This is a genomic window from Streptomyces sp. NPDC003393, assembly GCF_053589015.1.
In genome coordinates, this window is sequence record NZ_JBSFRB010000002.1 from 345162 (window position 1) to 366779 (window position 21618).

Here is a 21618-nt window from a genome sequence, read left to right on the forward strand (position 1 = left end):
TTCAGCCCGGCAGGGCGCGCGTACCGAGGACGTACGCGCAGCCGTCCGCACACTCCGGGAGTACGCCTCAATATGGCCGCGTCCACTACGCGTCACGACATCCGCAACGTCGCCATCGTCGCCCACGTCGACCACGGCAAGACCACCATCGTCGACGGCATGCTGAAGCAGGCCGGTGCCTTCGCCGCCCACCAGCTCGACCAGGTCGACGACCGCATGATGGACTCGAACGACCTGGAGCGTGAGAAGGGCATCACGATCCTCGCCAAGAACACGGCGGTGAAGTACCACCCCAAGGACGGCGGGGACCCCATCACGATCAACATCATCGACACCCCCGGCCACGCCGACTTCGGCGGCGAGGTCGAGCGCGGTCTGTCGATGGTCGACGGCGTCGTGCTGCTGGTGGACGCCTCCGAGGGCCCGCTGCCGCAGACCCGCTTCGTGCTGCGCAAGGCGCTCCAGCAGCGCCTGCCCGTCATCCTGTGCATCAACAAGACGGACCGCCCGGACTCCAGGATCGACGAGGTCGTCAACGAGACCTACGACCTCTTCCTCGACCTGGACGCCGACGAGGAGCAGATCGAGTTCCCGATCGTCTACGCCTGCGGCCGTGACGGCATCGCGTCCCTGACCAAGCCGGAGAACGGCACGGTCCCGGCCGACTCCGACAGCCTGGAGCCTTTCTTCTCCACCATCCTGGAGCACATCCCGGCCCCCACCTACGAGGAGGACGCCCCGCTCCAGGCGCACGTCACCAACCTGGACGCCGACAACTTCCTCGGCCGCATCGCGCTGCTGCGCGTGGAGCAGGGCGAACTGCGCAAGGGCCAGACGGTCGCGTGGATCAAGCGCGACGGCTCCGTCAGCAACGTCCGCATCTCCGAGCTGATGATGACCGAGGCGCTCACCCGCAAGCCGGCCGAGAAGGCCGGCCCGGGTGACATCTGCGCCGTCGCCGGCATCCCCGACATCATGATCGGCGAGACCCTGGCCGACCCGGAGAACCCGGTCGCGCTGCCGCTGATCACGGTCGACGAGCCCGCGATCTCCATGGTCATCGGCACCAACACCTCCCCGCTGGTGGGCCGTGGCGGCACCGGCAAGGGTGCCGACGCCAAGGCGGCCGTCAAGGACCGCAAGGTCACCGCCCGCCAGGTCAAGGACCGCCTGGACCGCGAGCTGATCGGCAACGTCTCCCTCCGCGTCCTCGACACCGACCGCCCCGACGCCTGGGAGGTCCAGGGCCGCGGTGAGCTCGCGCTGGCCATCCTGGTCGAGACCATGCGCCGCGAGGGCTACGAGCTGACCGTCGGCAAGCCGCGGGTGGTCACCAAGGAGATCGACGGCAAGGTTCACGAGCCGGTCGAGCGGATGACGATCGACGTGCCCGAGGAGCACATGGGCGCGGTCACACAGCTCATGGGCATCCGCAAGGGCCGGATGGACAACATGTCCAACCACGGCTCCGGCTGGGTCCGCATGGAGTTCGTCGTCCCCTCCCGCGGTCTGATCGGCTTCCGTACCGAGTTCCTGACCCAGACCCGCGGCACGGGTATCGGCCACTCCATCCACGAGGGCTTCGAGCCCTGGTTCGGCACCCTGACGACCCGCAACAACGGCTCCCTGGTCGCCGACCGGTCCGGCGCCGTCACCGCCTTCGCGATGACCAACCTCCAGGAGCGCGGCGTGCTCTTCGTGGAGCCGGGCACCGAGGTGTACGAGGGCATGATCGTCGGCGAGAACTCCCGCTCCGACGACATGGACGTCAACATCACCAAGGAGAAGAAGCTCACCAACATGCGGTCCTCGACGGCCGACGTGGCCGAGTCGATCGTCCCGCCGCGCAAGCTCTCCCTGGAGCAGTCCCTGGAGTTCTGCCGTGACGACGAGTGCGTCGAGGTGACCCCGGAGGCGGTCCGCATCCGCAAGGTCGTCCTCGACCAGCGCGACCGTGCCCGTGCCGCCAGCAGGGCCAAGCACGGCTGAGGTGAGCCGGCGGTTGTGACCGACCTGACAGACATGACGGACGTCATGGACGTGGGCCGACGAATGTGACGCGTGTGACAGACGTGGCCGACGAACGTGACGGACGCGTCGGGGCCTGCCCGGAACCACCGGGCGGGCCCCGTGTCGTTTTCGGCCTGAGGCGGCCGGGCGTCGTCAGGGCCGTAGAGGGTTTTCCCTATGAACGCGTTCAGGTCCCTCACTCCGGTCCCGGCAGACGGTGACGGGTTGTTAAGGTGGCTGGAATGTGTGGCTTATCGGACCCCTCGTGCCGGTCTGGCCGATGTGTCAGAAGGCCGCACGGCGTCGAGGCATGCTCCGCCGTTTCGCGCAACTGTTTTCCGGCTCCCGCCTGTCCGCTATGCGGACACGCCTGCCCGATAGTTGTGTAACAAGTCCGTTTCGCAGGGATCTTTCACCAAACCCTTTGTCCGGATTTTGGAAGAAGTAGGCGGCAGGTGTGATCGAACCGAGACCAAATGGCTGTGGTCTGTCGGTGAGCCAATGGCAGATAGTTAGGCGCGTAGAGCTCGGGTCGACGAGTCACGCGCTGCAGGAGGCGCCGACTCACGAGCGTTGGGCGCACTAGATTTTCCCCGTTCTGTGTGTACGTGGAATGTCGTGTGCTCCCTCTTGCGGTGAACACAAGGACTCAGAGGAGGAACCCATGCGTGGTGCCAGTAGCGCCAAGTGGGTCGCGGGTGCAATTGTCATAGCCCTGGCTGCGACTGCCTGCGGAAGCAGCGACGACAATGGCGGTGGCGGCAGCGGCAAGGGCTCCGGCAAGGACGGCGGCACCTTCCGGATGGGCATCACCGAACCGGTGGCCATCGACCCGTACAACGCCCAGGAGTCCGAGGGCATCCTGGTCACGGACAACCTTTTCACCGGCCTGTACGACCCGACCGCGGACGGCAAGGTCGTCCCGGCGCTGGCCACCTCGAAGAAGGTCAGCTCCGACGGCAAGACGTGGACCTTCACCATCAAGAAGGGCACCAAGTTCACCAACGGTGAGGCGGTGGACGCCGAGGCGTTCATCCGTGGCTGGAACCGTGTCGCGGTGAAGTCGGCCGCGTCCGACGTGGCCTACCACATGGCCGGCATCGAGGGCTTCGACGACGTCCAGTCCGGCAAGGCGAAGACGATGTCCGGCCTCAGCGCGCCGGACCCGAGCACCATCCAGGTCAAGCTGAGCGCCCCGGACTTCGAGTTCTACATCAAGACCTCGCACACGGTCTTCAGCCCCGTCCCGAAGGCCGCGGGCGACGCCCACAACAAGGCGTACAACGAGGCCCCCGTCGGCAACGGCCCGTTCAAGATGCAGGGCAAGTGGGAGCACAACAAGTCGATCACGCTCGTCCGCAACGACGACTACGGCCTGAAGAAGGCCCACCTGGACAAGGTGCAGATCGACATCCTCAACTCCGCCAACGGCGTCACCCTCGAGTACCAGGGCTTCGAGTCGGGCCAGTACGACTGGGCCCGCATGCCCACCCCGCAGCTCCCGGCCGCCAAGGCCAAGTACGAGCCGCAGGGTGAGTGGATCGACGAGGACACGAACGGGATGAACTACCTCCTCCCGATCACCGACAACGGTCCGCTCAAGACCGTCAAGGCCCGTGAGGCGATCTCCTACGCGATCGACCGCGACGCCATCATCAAGGGCGTCTTCCAGGGCATGCAGACCAAGTCGACGACGATCCTGCCGCCCGTCTTCACCGACGTGTACCAGAAGGACCTGTGCACCTCCTGCATCAAGCAGGACAAGGCCAAGGCCAAGCAGCTCGCGCAGGAGGCCGGCCTCAAGCCCGGCAGCACGATCCAGATCGCGTACAACACCGGCGCCGGCCACGAGGAGTGGGTCCAGGCCGTCAAGCAGCAGGTCGAGAGCGTCCTCGGCGTCAAGGTGAAGTCCACCGGCAAGCCGTTCGCCGAGCTGCTCGCCGACCAGCAGAAGCCGGGCGCGACGGGCATGTACCGCTTCGCCTGGGGCGCCGACTACCCGACGCCGGACAACTTCCTGTACCCGCTGCTGGACACCGCGTCCATCAACAAGGACGAGAACGGCAAGGTCACCGGTGACAACCGTGGCCGTTACAGCAACAAGAAGTTCGACGACCTGCTCGCCAAGGCCCGCGCCACCAGCGACGAGGCCGGCCGCAACGCGATCTACAAGGAGGCGGAGAAGGTCGCCATGGACGACATGGCCCTGATCCCGCTGTGGAACCGCACCCAGCTGCGTCTGGCCAACACCAAGAAGTTCGCCGACATCAAGATGGACTTCCACGAGGACCCGAACCTGCCTGAGATCAGCCTGAAGTAACGGGTCACCGCGCGACGCGGAATCCGGCAACCGGGGGTCGTGGTGACCGAGCAGTCGTTCGGCCACCACGACCCTCGACGACCGTCGGGGCGGTGTGATCCGCCGCCCCGCCCCCACCCCACCCCCACATTCCGGGGCGGGAGCTGCTGAGGAAGAGGCAGCGAGGCAGAGAGGCAGTCATGGGAAGGTATGTGGTCCGCAGGCTGGGCCAGTTGGTCGTGGTCGTGCTCGGCGCGACGATGATTTTGTTCGCCTGCCTGTTCGTGCTCCCCGGTGACCCGGTGGGCCAGATCGCGGGCAGCGACAAGGCGCGCGACCCCGCCGTCATCGAGCAGCTGCACAAGCAGTACGGGCTCGACAAGCCGCTGGTCGTCCAGTACGGCAACTACGTCGGGAAGCTGGTCACCGGAGACCTCGGCACGGACTACACGCAGGGCCGGCCGGTCACCGAGATCCTGGGCCCGAAGCTCGAGAACACGGCGAAGCTGGCGGTCGCGGCGATCGTGATCGACATCGTCATCGGCATCTCGGTCGGCGTGCTGGCCGCCATGCGCAGATATTCCATCTGGGACGTGTCGGCCACCTTCATCACGACCCTGGCGATCGGCGTTCCATCGATCGTGCTCGGCATGATCATGCAGCGCGTCTTCGTCATCGAGCTGGACTGGTTCCCGCTCATCGCCGGCGACAGCCTCAAGGGCATCGTGCTGCCCGCCTTCACCCTCGCCATCATCGACGCGGCCCTCGTGGCCCAGCTCGCGCGCAGCACCATGCTGGAGGTGCTGCGAGCCGACTACGTCAAGACGGCCATCGCCAAGGGCCTCTCGCGCCGGAGAGTCCTCGCCCGGCACATCATGCGCAACTCGGTCATCCCGGTGATCACCTACCTGGGCATCTCCTTCGGCACGCTGCTCGGTGGCGCCATCATCACGGAGACGATCTTCAACTGGAACGGCATCGGTCTCGCGCTGATCCAGGCGATCCAGCAGAACAACAACCCCATCATCGTGGGAGTGGTGACGATCGGTGTGGCGGTGTTCGTCCTGCTGAACCTGATCGTCGACCTGCTGTACGCCGCCCTCGACCCGCGTATCCGCCTTGCCTGACCCGCAGGGTCGTTCCCCTCTAGGAGTCACACAATGACCGAACTCGTCTCGGGTACGGGCGAGCCGACGGCGGCCGGTCCCGTCCCGGCGGCCCCGGGCGCCGAACCCAGCGTCGCCAGGGTCAGCCAGTGGACCGACATCCGGCACCGCTTCTTCGCCAACAAGCTGGCCGTGGTGGGTCTGGCGATCATCACCGTGCTGGTGCTGGTCGCGATCTTCGCGCCGATCCTGGCCCCGCACGACCCGCTCAAGCAGGACCTGACGCAGACGCTGCAGTCCCCGGGCAGCGCCCACTGGCTGGGCACCGACGCGCTCGGCCGCGACCAGCTGTCCCGCCTCATCTACGGCAGCCGCATCGCGGTGATCGTGGGCCTGGCCTCGATCCTGGTCGCCCTGGTGATCGGCGTCGTGCTGGGCGCCCTGGCCGGTTACTACGGCCGCTGGGTCGACACGGTGATCATGCGCGTCGCCGACGTCTTCTTCGCCTTCCCGCTGCTCATCGGCGCCATCGTCATCATCCTGCTGATGGGCCGCGGCGTGCTGCCCGTCGTGCTGTCGCTGGGCATCTTCTCCTGGGCGACCTTCGCCCGTCTGCTGCGCAGCCAGGTCCTGTCGGTGCGCGAGATGGACTACGTCCACGCCGCCAAGGCGCTCGGCGCCGGTCAGGGCCGGATCATCCGCAAGCACATCCTGCCCAACTCGCTGACCTCGGTCCTGGTGTACGGCACCAGCAACGTCGGTATCGCGATCGTGGCGGAGGCGTCGCTGTCGTACCTCGGCGTCGGCGTGGACCCCGAGGTGGCCGAGTGGGGCAACATGATCTCCGCAGGCCGCAACTTCATGGGCGTCAAGGACTTCATGTGGACCTACCCGAGCCTCGCGATCGTCATCACCGCGCTGGGCTTCATCCTGCTGGGCAACGGTCTGCGCGACGCGCTCGACCCGAAGCTCCGGTGAGGCACCGCCGTGAGTCGAACCCCTATGGCCAAGCACGATGAAGGTGACGGCATGACCAGCCTGGAGATGGCCCCCAGCAACGCCGGGGCGGACGGCACCGCGCCGCTCCTCGAAGTCCGCGATCTGCACGTGGAGTTCAAGGTCCGTGACTCCGTGACCAAGGCGGTCAACGGCGTCAACTACAGCGTCAACGCGGGCGAGACGCTCGCCGTGCTCGGCGAGTCGGGCTCCGGCAAGTCCGTCACCGCGCAGGCGATCATGGGCATCCTGGACAGTCCGCCCGGACGGATCGCCAAGGGCGAGATCTTCTTCCAGGGCCAGGACATCCTGCGCCTGCCGGAGAGCGAGCGGCGCAAGCTGCGCGGCGCCAAGATGGCGATGATCTTCCAGGACGCCCTGTCCTCGCTCAACCCGGTGCTCTCCGTGGGCTTCCAGCTCGGCGAGATGTTCCGGGCGCACCAGGGTCTGTCCCGCAAGGACGCCAAGGCCAAGGCGATCGAGCTGATGGACCGGGTGCGCATTCCGGCGGCCAGGGAGCGCGTCGGTGACTACCCGCACCAGTTCTCCGGCGGTATGCGCCAGCGCATCATGATCGCCATGGCGCTGGCCCTGGAGCCGGACCTGATCATCGCCGACGAGCCGACCACGGCTCTCGACGTGACGGTCCAGGCCCAGGTCATGGACCTGCTCGCGGAACTCCAGCGCGAGTACAACATGGGGCTGATCCTGATCACCCACGACCTGGGTGTGGTGGCGGACGTCGCCGACAAGATCGCGGTGATGTACGCGGGCCGGATCGTGGAGACGGCGCCGGTGCACGAGCTGTACAAGCGTCCCGCGCACCCGTACACCAAGGGACTGCTGGACTCGATCCCCCGCCTGGACCAGAAGGGCCAGGAGCTGTACGCCATCAAGGGTCTGCCGCCCAACCTCCAGGCGATCCCGCAGGGCTGCGCGTTCAACCCGCGGTGCAGCGTGGCCCAGGACATCTGCCGCACCGACGTACCGCCGCTGGTGCCGGTGACCGAACGCGACGGCTCGGAGCTCCCGGGCCGCCACTCCGCATGCCACTTCTGGAAGGAGACGATCCATGGCTGAGCCCACGAAGCTCGCGAAGGACGACGAGCCGAAGGACGACGCCATGCCGAACGTCTCCAAGGTGGAGACCGTCGACGCGGCATCCGAGACCGAGGCCGTCGCGGCGATCGAGGCACCGGCCGAACGGGGCGAGCCGATCCTCCAGGTGCGCAACCTGGTGAAGCACTTCCCGCTCACCCAGGGCATCCTCTTCAAGCGGCAGATCGGCGCGGTCAAGGCCGTCGACGGCGTCTCCTTCGACCTGTACCAGGGCGAGACCCTGGGCATCGTCGGCGAGTCCGGCTGCGGCAAGTCCACGGTGGCGAAGCTGCTGATGAACCTGGAGCAGGCGACCGCCGGCGAGATCTTCTACAAGGGCCAGGACATCACCCGGCTGTCCGGGCGTGCGCTGAAGGCGGTCCGCCGGAACATCCAGATGGTGTTCCAGGACCCGTACACCTCGCTCAACCCGCGTATGACGGTGGGCGACATCATCGGGGAGCCCTTCGAGATCCACCCGGAGGCGGCCCCGAAGGGCGACCGGCGCCGCAGGGTGCAGGAGCTGCTGGACGTCGTCGGCCTGAACCCGGAGTACATCAACCGCTACCCGCACCAGTTCTCCGGCGGTCAGCGTCAGCGCATCGGCATCGCCCGCGGCCTCGCGCTGAACCCGGAGATCATCATCTGCGACGAGCCGGTGTCGGCCCTGGACGTGTCGGTCCAGGCCCAGGTGATCAACCTGATGGAGCGCCTGCAGGACGAGTTCAACCTCTCCTACATCTTCATCGCGCACGACCTGTCCATCGTCCGGCACATCTCCGACCGCGTGGGCGTGATGTACCTCGGCAGGATGGCCGAGATCGGCACCGACGAGCAGATCTACGACCACCCGACCCACCCCTACACCCAGGCGCTGCTGTCGGCGGTCCCCGTGCCGGACCCGGACGCCCGCGAGCACCGCGAGCGGATCATCCTCGCCGGTGACGTGCCCTCCCCGGCCAACCCGCCCTCGGGCTGCCGCTTCCGCACCCGCTGCTGGAAGGCGCAGGACAAGTGCGCCCAGGAGGTCCCGCTGCTGGCCGTGCCCGAGCGCTTCCAGAGCTCGGACACCCCGGCGGCCCATGAGTCGGCGTGCCACTTCGCCGAGGAGAAGGACGTCGTCAACGCGGCGTGACCCATCAGGCACATCCATCGGTTCCCGGCGTCCCCGAAGGCGCCGGGAACCGGCGTTTTGCGGACGGGTGAGGGGAGAGCCGCATGCTGCACCACATCGAACTCTGGGTTCCCGACCTGGCCCGCGCGACCCGCGCGTGGGGATGGCTGCTGGGCCGCCTCGGCTACCGCCCGTACCAGGAGTGGGAGCACGGCCGCAGTTGGCGGCTGGGCGCGACGTACATCGTCGTCGAGCAGTCCCCGGCGATGCGCGAGAGCGGCCACGACCGGATGCGTCCGGGGCTCAACCACCTGGCCTTCCACGCGGGTGGCCGCGCGGAGGTGGACGCGTTGATGCGGGACGCGCCCGAGCACGGTTGGACCGCGCTCTTCGCCGACCGGTACCCCCATGCCGGCGGCCCGCGGCACTACGCGGGCTTTCTCGCCGACGCCGACGGGTTCGAGGTCGAGGTGGTGGCGGCGGAAACGGGCGGCTGAGCCGTCCGGCTGGAGTCGGGCCGCCGCCGGTGTGGCGGGTGTGTGATATGCGGTTGGTGCGCTGATATGTCCTCGGGTCCGCCAGCCCCGCGGCCCGGCCCGACCGCACACCGCACCACCCGAGGAGGCGCCCATGCGGGCACGCGCACGCGTGACGTGGGCCCTGGGCGTGGTGGCGGCCGTGCTGCCGCTCGCCGCCTGCGGGAGCGGTGCGGGCGTCGCCGGGGGCCGGGTGCTCAGCTCGTCCTGGGGCGACCCGCAGAACCCGCTGGAGCCCGCCAACACCAACGAGGTGCAGGGCGGCAAGGTGCTCGACATGATCTTCCGCGGGCTGAAGCGGTACGACCCGAGGACCGGCAGGGCCCAGAACATGCTCGCCGAGAAGATCGAGACGAGCGACTCGCGCACCTACACCATCACCGTCAGACCCGGCTGGCGGTTCAGCAACGGCGAACCCGTCACCGCCCGTTCCTTCGTGGATGCCTGGAACTACGGCGCGAGCCTGCGCAACAACCAGAAGAACGCGTACTTCTTCGGCTACATCGAGGGCTACGACAAGGTCCACCCCGACAGCGGCGGGCAGACCGCCGACACCCTCTCCGGCCTGAAGGTCACCGGCCCGCGGACCTTCACCGTCCGGCTGAACCAGAAGTTCTCCTCCTTCCCCGACACCCTCGGCTACGCCGCCTTCGCCCCGCTGCCCCGCACCTTCTTCACCCACCACGAGGCCTGGCTGGACAAGCCCGTCGGCAACGGTCCGTACACCGTCGAGTCCTACACCAAGGGCGCCCAGATGTACCTGAAGAAGTGGGACGGCTACCCGGGCCCCGACAAGGCGCGCAACGACGGCGTGACCCTGCTGGTCTACACCGACAGCAACACCGCCTACACCGACGTGCTGGCCGGCAACCTCGACCTGGTCGACGACATCCCCGCCGGCCAGCTCAAGAACGTCCGCTCCGACCTGGACGGCCGCTACATCAACACCCCGGCCGGCATCCTGCAGACCCTGGCGTTCCCGTTCTACGACAAGGCCTGGAACACCGAGGGGGCGCGCAAGGTGCGCACCGGGCTGTCGATGGCCATCAACCGCGCCCAGATCACGCGGACCCTGTTCCGCGGCACCCGCACCCCGGCCACCGACTGGACCTCCCCGGTCCTCGGCACCGACGGCGGCTACAAGGCGGGGCTGTGCGGCCGGGCCTGCGAGTACCACCCCGCCGAGGCCAGGAAGCTCGTCCAGGCGGGCGGTGGACTGCCCGGCGGCCAGGTGCGGATCACGTACAACGCGGACACGGGCTCGCACAGGGAGTGGGTGGACGCCGTGTGCAACTCCATCAACAACGCCCTCGGCGACGACCACGCCTGCGTGGGCAACCCGGTCGGCACCTTCGCCGACTTCCGCAACCAGATCACCCGGCACACGATGACGGGTCCGTTCCGGGCCGGCTGGCAGATGGACTACCCGCTGATCCAGAACTTCCTCCAGCCGCTGTACTACACGGGCGCCTCCTCCAACGACGGCACGTGGTCGAACAAGGAGTTCGACCGGCTCGTCGACCGGGCCAACGCCGAGACCGACCAGGCGGCGGCCATCGCCCTCTTCCAACAGGCCGAGGGCGTCGTCCGCGACAACATGGCCGCCATCCCGCTGTGGTACCAGAACGGCAGCGCGGGCTACTCCGACCGGCTGCACGCCGTGAGGCTCAACCCCTTCAGCGTCCCCGTCTACGACGAGATCAGGGTCGGCTGAACCGCCATGGGACGCTACGTCGCGCGGCGGCTGCTCCAGATGATCCCGGTGTTCATCGGGGCCACCCTGCTGATCTTCCTCATGGTCAACGTGATGGGCGACCCCATCGCCGGCCTGTGCGGCGAGCGCGCCTGCGACACCGCTACCGCCGCCCAGCTCAAGCGGGAGTTCGGCCTCGACAAGCCCCTGTGGCAGCAGTACGCGACCTACATGGGGAACGTCTTCACCGGCGACTTCGGCACGGCGTTCAACGGGCGGCCGGTCACCGAGCTGATGGCCACGGCGTTCCCCGTCACCGTCCGGCTGACCGTCGTCGCGATCGTCTTCGAGGTCGTCATCGGCATCACCCTGGGGGTGGTGACCGGGCTGCGCCGCGGGCGGCCCGTGGACACCGCCGTCCTGCTGGGCACCCTCGTCGTCATCTCCGTCCCCACCTTCGTCACCGGGCTGCTGCTCCAGCTGCTGCTCGGCGTCAAGTGGGGGTGGATCAGACCGTCGGTCCCGCCGGCGGCCAGCCTCGACGAGCTGATCGTGCCGGGCCTGGTCCTCGCCTCCGTCTCCCTCGCCTACGTCACCCGCCTGACCCGCACCTCCATCGCCGAGAACCGGCGCGCCGACTACGTCCGCACGGCCGTCGCCAAGGGCCTGCCCCGCCGTCGCGTGGTCGTCCGGCATCTGCTGCGCAACTCGCTCATCCCCGTGGTCACCTTCATCGGCACCGACATCGGGGCGCTGATGGGCGGCGCCATCGTCACCGAGCGCATCTTCAACATCCACGGCGTCGGCTACCAGCTCTACCAGGGCATCCTCCGTCAGAACACCCAGACCGTGGTCGGCTTCGTCACCGTCCTGGTCCTGGTCTTCCTGGCCGCCAACCTGCTCGTGGACCTGCTGTACGCCGTACTCGACCCGAGGATCCGCTATGCCTGAGCCACCCCCTCGGCCGCGGTCGAAGTCGCGGCCGCAGGAGTCCGAGAGCGCCGTCGCGGGCACCGGCATGGGCGGGGGCATGGACCTCGCGGCGAGCGAGGCGACCGCCCTGGAACGCGCCTCGCACGGCCCGGACGGCCCGGCAGGCACGGCCCACACCGGTGAGCCGGGCCCGCCGGACCGGCCCCGCTCGCTGTGGTCCGACGCCTGGCGCGACCTGCGCCGCAACCCCGTCTTCCTGCTCTCCGCGCTGGTGATCTGCTTCCTGGTCCTGATCGCGATCTGGCCGTCCCTGATCGCCCCCGGCAACCCGCTGCGGTGCGACCTGGCCCGGGCCCAGGACGGCCCGAGCCGCGGCCACCCCTTCGGCTACGACGGCCAGGGCTGTGACGTCTACACCCGTACCGTCCACGGCGCCCGCGCCTCCGTCACGGTCGGGGTCTGCGCCACCGCGGGGGTGGCCGTCCTGGGATCCGTCCTGGGCGCCCTCGCCGGGTACTTCGGCGGCGTCTGGGACGCCGTCCTGTCCCGGGTCACCGACATCTTCTTCGCCATCCCGGTCGTCCTCGGCGGCCTGGTGCTGCTGTCCGTGGTGACCAGCAACACCGTCTGGCCGGTGGTCGGATTCATCGTGCTGCTGGGCTGGCCGCAGATCTCCCGCATCGCCCGCGGCGCGGTCATCACCGCCAAACAGCACGACTACGTGCAGGCCGCGCGCGCCCTCGGCGCCTCCGACACCCGCATTCTGCTGCGCCACATCGCGCCGAACGCCGTCGCCCCGGTGATCGTCGTCGCCACCATCGCGCTCGGCACCTACATCGCGCTGGAGGCCACCCTGTCCTACCTGGGGGTCGGGCTGAAACCGCCCAGCGTGTCCTGGGGCATCGACATCTCGGCGGCCTCCCCCTACGTCCGCAACGCCCCGCACGCGCTGCTGTGGCCCGCCGGGGCCCTGGCGGTCACGGTGCTGGCCTTCATCATGCTCGGCGACGCCGTGCGCGACGCCCTCGACCCGAAGCTGAGGTGACGGCGGCATGCTGCTCGAAGTCCGCGACCTGCGGGTCGAGTTCCGCACCCGGGAAGGGATCGCCCACGCCGTCAACGGGGTCAGCTGTGCCGTGGACGCGGGCGAGACGCTCGCCGTGCTCGGGGAGTCCGGTTCCGGCAAGTCCGTCACCGCCCAGGCCGTCATGGGCATCCTCGACATGCCGCCCGCCAGGATCACCGGCGGGCGGATCCTCTTCCGGGGCACCGACCTGCTGACCCTGAAGGAGGACGAGCGGCGGCGGATCCGGGGCGCGGAGATGGCGATGATCTTCCAGGACGCGCTGTCCGCCCTGAACCCGGTGCTGACCGTCGGCGACCAGCTCGGCGAGATGTTCACCGTGCACCGGGGCCTGTCGCGCAAGGACGCGCGGGCGAAGGCGGTGGAGCTGATGGACCGGGTCCGCATCCCGGCCGCCGCCCAGCGCGTGCGCGACTACCCGCACCAGTTCTCCGGCGGTATGCGCCAGCGCATCATGATCGCCATGGCGCTGGCCCTGGAGCCGGCGCTGGTCATCGCCGACGAGCCGACCACGGCTCTCGACGTGACCGTCCAGGCCCAGGTCATGGATCTGCTCGCCGAACTCCGGCGCGAGTACCGGATGGGTCTGATCCTCATCACCCACGACCTCGGCGTGGTCGCCGACGTCGCGGACCGGATCGCGGTGATGTACGCGGGCCGGATCGTCGAGTCGGCCCCCGTCCACGACCTCTACAAGGCGCCCGCCCACCCCTACACCCGCGGTCTGCTGGACTCCATCCCGCGCCTGGACCAGAAGGGCCGGGAGCTCTACGCCATCAAGGGCCTGCCGCCCAGCCTCCTGCGCATCCCCTCCGGCTGCCCCTTCCACCCGCGCTGCCCGATGGCCAGGGACGTGTGCCGCACGGACGTGCCGCCGCTGTACGAGGTCGACGAACGGCGCGGGTCCGCCTGCCACTTCTGGAGGGAGTGCCTGGATGGCTGAGCCGCCGGCCGAGCCCCTCCTCGAGGTCAGCGGGCTGGTCAAGCACTACCCGCTCACCCGGGGGGTCCTGTTCAGGAAGCAGGTCGGAGCGGTCAAGGCCGTCGACGGCGTCGACTTCGCCCTCACCCGGGGCGAGACCCTGGGCATCGTGGGCGAGTCCGGTTGCGGCAAGTCGACGGTCGCCAGGCTGCTGTGCAACCTGGAGCGGCCCACGGCGGGCGAGATCCGCTACCGGGGCGAGGACATCACCCGGCTGTCCGGGCGTGCGCTGAAGGCGGTCCGCCGGAACATCCAGATGGTGTTCCAGGACCCGTACACCTCGCTCAACCCGCGTATGACGGTGGGCGACATCATCGGGGAGCCCTTCGAGATCCACCCGGAGGCGGCCCCGAAGGGCGACCGGCGCCGCAGGGTGCAGGAGCTGCTGGACGTCGTCGGCCTGAACCCGGAGTACATCAACCGCTACCCGCATCAGTTCTCCGGCGGTCAGCGTCAGCGCATCGGCATCGCCCGCGGCCTCGCGCTGAACCCGGAGATCATCATCTGCGACGAGCCGGTGTCGGCGCTGGACGTGTCGGTCCAGGCCCAGGTCGTCAACCTGCTGGAGCGGCTCCAGGACGAGTTCGAGCTCTCCTACGTCTTCATCGCGCACGACCTGTCCATCGTCCGGCACATCTCCGACCGGGTGGGGGTCATGTACCTGGGCCGGATCGTCGAGACGGGCACGCACGAGCAGATCTACGACCACGCCACCCACCCCTACACCCAGGCGCTGCTGTCCGCCGTGCCGGTGCCCGACCCGGAGGCGCGCGAGCACCGGCGGCGGATCATCCTCGCCGGTGACGTGCCCTCCCCGGCCGCCATCCCGTCCGGCTGCCGGTTTCGGACCCGCTGCTTCAAGGCGCGCGAGCGCTGCGCGCTCCAGGTGCCGGCGCTCGCGGTCCCCGAGCAGTTCCTGCACACCGCCGGCCCGGCCGCCCACGACTCGGCCTGCCTGTTCGCGAGCACGGACCCGCTGAAGCCGCCGACGTCGCCGTAGGCACGCCAAGTCCGTTTAACGCGCAGGCAACTTCGTGGAAGCGGCGCCGATATACGGACACCCGATGATGGACGGCGTACGGCCGTGCGGGTGCCGTGAACGGGCCGGGCCCGCCCTGACCGCGAAGTCGGGGCGGGACCGGCCCGTTGCCGTACGGCTAGGCCATGCCCAGCGCCCGCTTGAGGAAGTCCACCTGGAGCAGCAGCAGGTTCTCTGCGACCTGTTCCTGCGGAGTCATGTGGGTGACCCCGGTCAGCGGGAGCACCTCGTGCGAGCGGCCGGCGGCGAGCAGGGCGGAGGACAGCCGCAGGGCGTGCGCGACCACCACGTTGTCGTCGGCGAGGCCGTGCACGATCATCAGCGGTCGGTGCGGCTCGGCGGCCCCGGACAGCCCTTCGTCGGTGACGAGGGAGTTCCTGGCGTAGGTCTCGGCCTCGGCGGCCGGGTCGCCCAGGTACCGCTCCGTGTAGTGGGTGTCGTACAGCCGCCAGTCGGTGACGGGGGCGCCCGCGACGCCGGCGTGGAAGACGTCCGGGCGGCGCAGCACGGCCAGCGCGGCGAGGTACCCGCCGTAGGACCAGCCGCGGATCGCCACCCTGTCGAGGTCGAGCGGGTGGGTCTTGGCGAGGTCGTGCAGGGCCTCGATCTGGTCGTCGAGGGTGAGCGTGAAGTCGTGGTGGACGGCCTTCTCCCAGGCGGGGGAGCGGCCGGGGGTGCCGCGGCCGTCGGCGACGACCACCGCGAAGCCCTGGTCGGCGAACCACTGCGAGGTGAGGTGCGCGTTGTGCGCGGCGACCACACGGGGGCCGTGCGGGCCGCCGTAGGGGTCGAGGAGGACGGGCAGGGGAGTGGGGGCGGCCGAGGTGGAGGTGTCACCGGGGTAGTCCGTAGGCATAAGCACGGCGCACGGGATGCGGCGTGCGCCCCCCTGGGTGAGGGCCACGCGCGGGGACAAACCGGGATCTTCCGCATGGGAGGCGATGACCGCGGTCTGCTCGCCGTCCTGGAACACCCGCACCCGGGCGCCCGGCCGGTCGAGCACGGCGGAGACGAGGACGGTCGCGCCCCCGGCGCGGACGGCGGAGTGCACGCCCGCTTCCTCGGTCACGCGCTCCACGCCCAGCTCGTTGACGCGGTAGACATGCACCTCGCCGGTCTCCGGGTCGGCCGCCTCCGCCCCGGCCGAGGCGGAGACCAGCACGTCGTCGTCCGAGACGTCGAGGACCGCGCGGATGTGCAACTGCGCCCCGGTCAGCGGCCGTTCACCCACGGCCAGCACCCGCGCGCCGCCCTCGTCCGCGATCCGCACGAGCTGCCCGGAGGGGGTCCAGCAGGGCACCCCGGGGAAAAGATCAAGCCAACTTGGATCTTCGTCGGCATGCACCATACGGGTCGACCCCGACGCCGGGTCCACGGCCAGATACAACTGGCTGCGCTGGTCCCGCGCCTGCACCAGGAGCAGCGGCGCACCCGCCGCTGACCAGTGCACACGCGCCAGATACGGGTAGCGGTCCCGGTCCCAGACGACCTCGGTGCGCGTCCCGTCCAGACCCATCACGAACAGCCGTACCTCCGCGTTCGCGGTGCCCGCGGCCGGGTAGCGGACGCGGACCGGCTCGCGCTCCGGCTGTGCGGGGTCGGAGATCCACCAGCGTCGCACCGGCGCGTCGTCCACCCGCGCCACCAGCAGCCGGTCCGACTCAGGCGCCCACCAGAAGCCCCGCGAGCGGCCCATCTCCTCGGCCGCGACGAACTCGGCGAGCCCGTACGTCATGGATGCGGACTCCGGCTCGGCGAGCGGCCGGTCGCCCTCGCCCTCGGCGCCGACCACACGCAGGGCGCCGCCCGCGACGTAGCCGACATGCCGCCCGTCCGGGGAGGGACGCGGGTCGATCACCGGTCCGGGAACGGGCAGTTCGCGCGCCGTACCGGCCCGGAGCTCGGCCGTGAAGAGCCGCCCTGACAAGGCGAAAGACGCCAGCTCGACGGCGGTGTCGGTGGCGTACCCGACGATCCCCGCACCGCCCTCGCGGCTGCGCTCGCGGCGCGCCCGCTCCTCGGGTGAGAGACGTTCGCCGGCGCCGCCGAGGAGGGCGCGCGGATCCGCGGCCACGCGCTCCCCGCGGTCGCCCAGATCGAGCACCCGCAGCGAATTCGCCCGGTCCGTACCGGAGTCGGAGCGCAGGAACACGACGCGGGAAGCGTCGGGGGCCACGGTGAACGCACGCGGCGCACCGAGCGTGAAACGCTGGGTACGCGCGTGCCGTCGGGGGAAGGAGACAGGCTCGGTCGTCATGCCCCGACCATATTGGCCATGCGCCCCCTTGTGCGGCTGTGCGCGGGCCGGTGCGCGCGTGCGGATAGTTATGATCACCAGCGCATAGTGGGTATGTACGTGCTGCCCGTTGTGTGGATTTATCTGCTTTCCCGGTTCGTCCCGTCCGTCCAGCGCGAGTCCGTGTCCCACCGTTCCGCCGTCCGTCCGTCCGACCGAGACCCCGACCCCCCGCCCCCCCGACCCCCCCGCGTCCTGGGATCTTTGGAGGTGAGCCGCCGTGGCACTCTCGATTTCGGCGGTGGTGCTGCTGGCGATCATCGTCTTCTTGCTGATCAAGAAGTCCGGCCTGAAGGCCGGCCACGCGATCGTGTGCATGCTTCTGGGCTTCTACCTCGCCTCCTCCACGGTCGCCCCCACGATCAGCGAACTCACCACGAACATCGCCGGGATGATCGGCAGCATCAAGTTCTGAGAACCCGACCCACACGGGCCCCGGGGGGCTGAGTACGGGTGCCCCTTCTGGCCTTCCCCGCGCCCACCCTGGCGGCGGTGTACGCCTGGGCGGCCGGCGGGTGAAGCCGGCTTCCCGGCGCCGGGAGACGGGGAGGGGGACGCCGCCTCGTAGGGTGGGGGCATGACGGAACTGCCCTCCCCCGGTCGTCGGCCGGGGGGACCCTCATCTCGCTCCGCCCGGCGTCTGCTGCTGGTGCACGCGCATCCGGACGACGAGTCGATCAACAACGGCGCGACCATGGCCAAGTACGCGGCCGAGGGTGCCCAGGTGACCCTGGTGACCTGCACGCTCGGTGAGCGGGGCGAGGTCATCCCGCCGGGGCTGCGGCACCTCGCCGGGGCCGCGCTCGGCGCCCACCGGCGCCAGGAGCTCGCCGCGGCGACGAGGGAACTGGGCGTCGGGGACGTCCGGCTGCTCGGCGGCGCCGGACGGTACCGGGACTCCGGGATGATGGGCCTGCCCGACAACGAGGACCCCGACTGCCTCTGGCAGGCCGACCTGGACGAGGCCGCCGGGCACCTGGTCGCCGTGATTCGTGAGGTGCGCCCCCAGGTCCTCGTGACGTACGACGACAACGGCGGGTACGGCCACCCGGACCACATCCAGGCCCATCGCATCGCCATGCGCGCCGCGGACCTGGCCGCCGACCCCGCCGTACGGCCCGACCTGGGCGAACCCTGGCGGATCGCCCGGGTGTACTGGAACCGGATGCCGCGCTCCGTCGCCGAAGCCGCCTTCGCGCGGCTCCAGGACGAGCTGGCCCAGCTGCCCTTCGCCAAGTCCGCCGCCGTCGAGGACGTACCGGGTGTGGTCGCCGACGAGCGGGTCGACGCACGCATCGACGGCACCGCCCACGCCGCCGCCAAGGCCGCCGCGATGCGGGCCCACGCCACCCAGATCGAGGTGGCCGAGCCCTGCTTCGCGCTCTCCAACGAACTGGCCCAGCCGCTGTTCACCACCGAGTACTACGAGCTGGTGCGAGGCGAAGGTGCCGCGGGCGTCCACGACGACCTGTTCGCCGGGATCGCGGAGGCCGCAGGGACCGAGGAGGTGTCATGAGCCCCGCCGGGCGGGAACCCGCGCGCGGCCCGATGCTGGCCCAGCCCCTCAAGCCGCCGTCCGCCGGCCGGGCCGCCGCCTACCTGGGGCTGTTCGTGCTCGGTGCGGTGGTCGGCCTGGCCGGGGCGCTGGTGCAGGCCGCGTGGTTCCCCGGCGGGCTGCTGCTCGCCCTGGCGGGCGCCGCGGGGCTGTTCCTGGGCGCGGCGCGGGCCACCGGCGGCCGGGCCGGTGCCGTGGCGGGCGCGGCCGGCTGGATGGTCGCCGTCGTACTGCTCACCGCCAGCCGCCCGGAGGGGGACTTCCTCTTCGCCGCAGGAGGTGGCTCCTACCTCTTCCTGCTCGGCGGCATGGCCGTGGCTGTGATCTGCGCCACTATGGGTCGCGGACGGCAACCGGACGGTCCGTGACGTCCGACTTGGCGAATGACGTACCGCTTCTTCCCACCGCCGTCGTGCGGGTCCGGTGTGGGTTTCCCCGGCGGTCCCGGGATGACGGTCAGATGTGGCCAGTATGGTGGTGCGCGCCGCCGAGCCGCCCGCGCAGTCAGGTCGTAACGGGCGGCGGAGCCAACCGGGAGAACCTGCCTTGAGTCGTGAAACTGACACTCCGTCCTCCGGGCCCAACGGGCGCGGCGGAGCCGCCTACCCCTCGGGGACCCCGCCGTACGGCATCCCGGCGGTGTCCGATGACGGCGCGGGCGCGGGCCGTTCGGCCGCGCAGCCCGAGGAACGCAAGACCGAGACCACACTGACGACCCGGATCCGGATCAACATCCCCGGGTCCCGGCCGATTCCGCCGGTGGTCGTGCGCAAGACCGTCAACGAGGCCGAGGCGGACGGCCAGGGGGCCGAGGGCTCCGGCGGTGCGCAGGCCGCCCAGGGGGCCCAGCGGGCCAAGGGGTCCGACGGGGCCAAGGTGCCCCTGCCGACCAGGGGGTCCGCGCGGGGCGACGGAACGGGCCAGGGTGCCGGAGGTGAGGCGCGGACGCCGTCGGGCGCCGAGGCCTCCGGCGACGCCGAGGGTGCCGCCGCGGCCGGGGAGAAGACGACCAGCGACTGGTTCGCGCCCCGCAAGTCGCAGCCGAAGAAGGGCGGCCAGGGCGGCGGCGCCGGCAACGGCGGCGGGCTGCCCGGCGGTTCGGGCACCGGCACGAGCGGGTCCGGGACGGGCCCCGGCGCCTCCGGCACAGGACCGTCCGACGCGGGCGCTTCGGGCGGCTCGCGGCCGGCGGCCGGCGGCCGGCCCGGTGGTGTGGTCGGCTCCATGAGCGTGCCCGGCGGCTCCGCGCGCGCCGGTTCCGGCGGCGGTGGGCTCCCCGGGGCCACCGGCGGCCCCGTCGCTCCCGGCCACGGCGGCGGCACCGGCTCCTTCGACGTGACCGAGGCGCTGGCGGCGGGTACGCGCCCCGGCGGCAGCGGCGAGCCGAGCCGCGACGACCTGCCCTTCTTCTCGGAGAACGGCGGGCACGGCCAGAGCGACCGGGACGCCCGGAGCGGCCACGGCGGCCCGAACGGGCCCGCCGGCCCGAGCGGTTTCGACGGTGCGGGCGTTCCCGGCGGGCCCGGCCGGCCCGGCGGAGCGCGGGGGCCCGAGGGCCCGACCGGCGGCCCGGTGACCGGCGACGGCCCGTTCCCGCCCGGCGCCGGCGGTGGACCCGCGGGTGCCGCCGGTCCGTCCGGCGCGCCCACCGCACGGCCCGGCGGCGGTCTGAGCGACGACACCGCGATCCTCACCCCCCAGCAGCTCGCCCCCGAGCCGGGCACCCCGGGTCACGCGGGCCGTCCGGACAACGTCTCCGGACACACCGTCACCAGCGGTATCCCCGTGGTGCCGTCCGGGGCCCAATCGCCGTTCGCGCCGGGCCCCGGTGGCCAGGCGGCGCCGTCGTACCCGCTCCCGAAGCCGCCGGAGCCGGGCGGGCGGGGCCCCGCCGCGCCCACCAAGTCCGCCAAGTCCGCCAAGGCGCAGAAGAAGAAGGGCCGCAGCAAGGTGGCGCTGCTCGGCGGCGTTGTGGTCGTCGTCGCCGGTCTCGCCTACGGCGCCGGGCTGCTGATGAACCACTCCGACGTGCCCAAGGGCACCACCGTGCTCGGCGTCGACATCGGCGGCGGCACCCGCGACGACGCGGTCAAGAAGCTCGAGGACGCCTTCGGCAAGCAGGTGAACCAGCCGCTGAAGCTGTCGGTCGACGGCAGGACCGTCACCCTCAAGCCCGACCAGGCCGGACTCCAGTTCGACACCCAGGCCACGGCCAGCGCGGCGGCGAAGAGCGACTACAACCCCGTCTCCGTCATCGGCTCCCTGTTCGGCAACCACCGGGTGGTCGAGCCGCAGATGCCCGTGGACGAGGAGAAGCTCCAGGCCGCCCTGGCGAACGCCGCCGGCGCCGGTTCGTCGGCCGACGGCACCATCAAGTTCGAGCCGGGCAAGGCCGTCGCCGTGTACGGAAGGACGGGCAAGGGCATCGACCCCGCCCGCGCCACCCGGGTGGTCGAACAGGCCTACCGCACCCAGGTGGAGACGGGCACGACGACACCGGTCCAGGTGCCCACCACCACCCGGCAGCCGACGGTCTCCAACGCCGAGGTCGACCGGATGATGAAGGCGTTCGCCCGGCCGGCGATGTCGGCCAAGGTGACCGTCATGACCGACCCCACGCACGCGGTGCTGTTCAGCCCGGAGAAGTCGCTCTGGAAGTTCCTGGGCGTCAAGGCGGGCGACGGCAAGCTCGTGGAGTACTACGACAAGGCGGCGCTCAAGCAGCTCTACGGCCGGGCCTTCGACGGCGTACTGATCACCAGGGGCACCGGCAAGAAGACGCCCGTGACCGTCGAGGACGTGATCGGCGCCCTGCGTCCCGCCCTGACGAGCAGCACCAACCGGGTCGGCGTCATCGACACCACTCCTGAGTAGGCG

17 protein-coding genes are annotated in these 21618 nt (G+C 70.5%); 16 read left to right on the forward strand and 1 reads right to left on the reverse strand.

Features of this window, described 5'->3' with window-relative positions:
* Positions 1-72: 72 nt before the first annotated feature.
* The 12 genes from typA to ACWDUZ_RS03660 all read left to right on the forward strand — a co-directional run bounded on the left by typA (position 73) and on the right by ACWDUZ_RS03660 (position 14851).
* Positions 73-1989, forward strand: a complete 1917-nt coding sequence (gene typA / locus ACWDUZ_RS03605; protein ID WP_451630105.1) for a translational GTPase TypA — start codon at positions 73-75, stop codon at positions 1987-1989.
* 685 nt (positions 1990-2674) lie between these two features.
* Entirely contained in the window at positions 2675-4330 is a 1656-nt protein-coding gene (locus ACWDUZ_RS03610; protein ID WP_451630106.1) for a peptide ABC transporter substrate-binding protein, read from the forward strand.
* A 179-nt stretch (positions 4331-4509) separates the two neighbouring features.
* Positions 4510-5436 carry an ABC transporter permease gene (locus ACWDUZ_RS03615; RefSeq protein WP_451630107.1) on the forward strand — a complete coding sequence of 309 codons (927 nt, stop codon included), beginning with the start codon at positions 4510-4512 and terminating at the stop codon, positions 5434-5436.
* Positions 5437-5469: 33 nt separating this feature from the next.
* On the forward strand, positions 5470-6393 hold the full coding sequence (locus tag ACWDUZ_RS03620; RefSeq protein ID WP_451630108.1) for an ABC transporter permease: 924 nt from the start codon (positions 5470-5472) through the stop codon (positions 6391-6393).
* Positions 6394-6444: 51 nt separating this feature from the next.
* Complete coding sequence (locus ACWDUZ_RS03625) at positions 6445-7491, forward strand: ABC transporter ATP-binding protein (protein ID WP_451630109.1); 1047 nt, start codon at positions 6445-6447, stop codon at positions 7489-7491.
* Complete coding sequence (locus ACWDUZ_RS03630) at positions 7484-8644, forward strand: ABC transporter ATP-binding protein (RefSeq protein ID WP_451630110.1); 1161 nt, start codon at positions 7484-7486, stop codon at positions 8642-8644. Before ACWDUZ_RS03625 ends, ACWDUZ_RS03630 begins: the two co-directional genes overlap by 8 nt.
* Positions 8645-8727: 83 nt before the next feature.
* A complete protein-coding gene (locus ACWDUZ_RS03635) occupies positions 8728-9120 on the forward strand; it encodes a VOC family protein (RefSeq protein WP_451630111.1) in 393 nt (130 codons plus the stop codon).
* Positions 9121-9253: 133 nt separating this feature from the next.
* Positions 9254-10873 carry a peptide ABC transporter substrate-binding protein gene (locus ACWDUZ_RS03640; RefSeq protein ID WP_451630112.1) on the forward strand — a complete coding sequence of 540 codons (1620 nt, stop codon included), beginning with the start codon at positions 9254-9256 and terminating at the stop codon, positions 10871-10873.
* Positions 10874-10879: 6 nt separating this feature from the next.
* Positions 10880-11803, forward strand: a complete 924-nt coding sequence (locus ACWDUZ_RS03645) for an ABC transporter permease (protein ID WP_451630113.1) — start codon at positions 10880-10882, stop codon at positions 11801-11803.
* Positions 11796-12830 (forward strand): ABC transporter permease, encoded by a 1035-nt coding sequence (locus tag ACWDUZ_RS03650; RefSeq protein WP_451630114.1) that lies wholly within the window; start codon positions 11796-11798, stop codon positions 12828-12830. Before ACWDUZ_RS03645 ends, ACWDUZ_RS03650 begins: the two co-directional genes overlap by 8 nt.
* 7 nt (positions 12831-12837) lie before the next feature.
* Complete coding sequence (locus tag ACWDUZ_RS03655) at positions 12838-13812, forward strand: ABC transporter ATP-binding protein (RefSeq protein ID WP_451630115.1); 975 nt, start codon at positions 12838-12840, stop codon at positions 13810-13812.
* Positions 13805-14851 (forward strand): ABC transporter ATP-binding protein, encoded by a 1047-nt coding sequence (locus tag ACWDUZ_RS03660; RefSeq protein ID WP_451630116.1) that lies wholly within the window; start codon positions 13805-13807, stop codon positions 14849-14851. Before ACWDUZ_RS03655 ends, ACWDUZ_RS03660 begins: the two co-directional genes overlap by 8 nt.
* 157 nt (positions 14852-15008) lie before the next feature.
* On the opposite strand, the gene ACWDUZ_RS03665 is transcribed toward ACWDUZ_RS03660, so the two are convergent.
* Positions 15009-17147, reverse strand: coding sequence for an alpha/beta fold hydrolase (locus ACWDUZ_RS03665; protein ID WP_451630117.1), 2139 nt, complete (start codon positions 17145-17147; stop codon positions 15009-15011).
* 259 nt (positions 17148-17406) lie between these two features.
* On the opposite strand from ACWDUZ_RS03665, the gene ACWDUZ_RS03670 reads away from it, so the two are divergent.
* The 4 genes from ACWDUZ_RS03670 (at position 17407) to ACWDUZ_RS03685 (ending at position 21615) form a co-directional block, all read left to right on the forward strand.
* Complete coding sequence (locus ACWDUZ_RS03670) at positions 17407-17601, forward strand: hypothetical protein (RefSeq protein WP_003992731.1); 195 nt, start codon at positions 17407-17409, stop codon at positions 17599-17601.
* Positions 17602-17763: 162 nt separating this feature from the next.
* On the forward strand, positions 17764-18702 hold the full coding sequence (mshB, locus tag ACWDUZ_RS03675; protein WP_451630118.1) for an N-acetyl-1-D-myo-inositol-2-amino-2-deoxy-alpha-D-glucopyranoside deacetylase: 939 nt from the start codon (positions 17764-17766) through the stop codon (positions 18700-18702).
* A complete protein-coding gene (locus ACWDUZ_RS03680) occupies positions 18699-19109 on the forward strand; it encodes a DUF6113 family protein (RefSeq protein ID WP_451630119.1) in 411 nt (136 codons plus the stop codon). Before mshB ends, ACWDUZ_RS03680 begins: the two co-directional genes overlap by 4 nt.
* A gap of 178 nt (positions 19110-19287) precedes the next feature.
* The gene (locus ACWDUZ_RS03685) at positions 19288-21615 is read left to right on the forward strand and encodes a hypothetical protein (RefSeq protein WP_451630120.1); all 2328 of its coding nucleotides are present in this window, start codon (positions 19288-19290) and stop codon (positions 21613-21615) included.
* Positions 21616-21618 lie beyond the last annotated feature (3 nt).

Coding starts and splice junctions, on each gene's coding strand:
- ACWDUZ_RS03620 (WP_451630108.1), top strand. CDS start 5,470: ATGACCGAACTCGTCTCGGGTACGGGCGAGCCGACGGCGGCCGGTCCC.
- ACWDUZ_RS03610 (WP_451630106.1), top strand. CDS start 2,675: ATGCGTGGTGCCAGTAGCGCCAAGTGGGTCGCGGGTGCAATTGTCATA.
- ACWDUZ_RS03645 (WP_451630113.1), top strand. CDS start 10,880: ATGGGACGCTACGTCGCGCGGCGGCTGCTCCAGATGATCCCGGTGTTC.
- ACWDUZ_RS03635 (WP_451630111.1), top strand. CDS start 8,728: ATGCTGCACCACATCGAACTCTGGGTTCCCGACCTGGCCCGCGCGACC.
- ACWDUZ_RS03650 (WP_451630114.1), top strand. CDS start 11,796: ATGCCTGAGCCACCCCCTCGGCCGCGGTCGAAGTCGCGGCCGCAGGAG.
- ACWDUZ_RS03625 (WP_451630109.1), top strand. CDS start 6,445: ATGACCAGCCTGGAGATGGCCCCCAGCAACGCCGGGGCGGACGGCACC.
- ACWDUZ_RS03640 (WP_451630112.1), top strand. CDS start 9,254: ATGCGGGCACGCGCACGCGTGACGTGGGCCCTGGGCGTGGTGGCGGCC.
- ACWDUZ_RS03630 (WP_451630110.1), top strand. CDS start 7,484: ATGGCTGAGCCCACGAAGCTCGCGAAGGACGACGAGCCGAAGGACGAC.
- ACWDUZ_RS03680 (WP_451630119.1), top strand. CDS start 18,699: ATGAGCCCCGCCGGGCGGGAACCCGCGCGCGGCCCGATGCTGGCCCAG.
- mshB (WP_451630118.1), top strand. CDS start 17,764: ATGACGGAACTGCCCTCCCCCGGTCGTCGGCCGGGGGGACCCTCATCT.
- ACWDUZ_RS03660 (WP_451630116.1), top strand. CDS start 13,805: ATGGCTGAGCCGCCGGCCGAGCCCCTCCTCGAGGTCAGCGGGCTGGTC.
- ACWDUZ_RS03655 (WP_451630115.1), top strand. CDS start 12,838: ATGCTGCTCGAAGTCCGCGACCTGCGGGTCGAGTTCCGCACCCGGGAA.
- ACWDUZ_RS03615 (WP_451630107.1), top strand. CDS start 4,510: ATGGGAAGGTATGTGGTCCGCAGGCTGGGCCAGTTGGTCGTGGTCGTG.
- ACWDUZ_RS03665 (WP_451630117.1), bottom strand. CDS start 17,147: ATGACGACCGAGCCTGTCTCCTTCCCCCGACGGCACGCGCGTACCCAG.
- typA (WP_451630105.1), top strand. CDS start 73: ATGGCCGCGTCCACTACGCGTCACGACATCCGCAACGTCGCCATCGTC.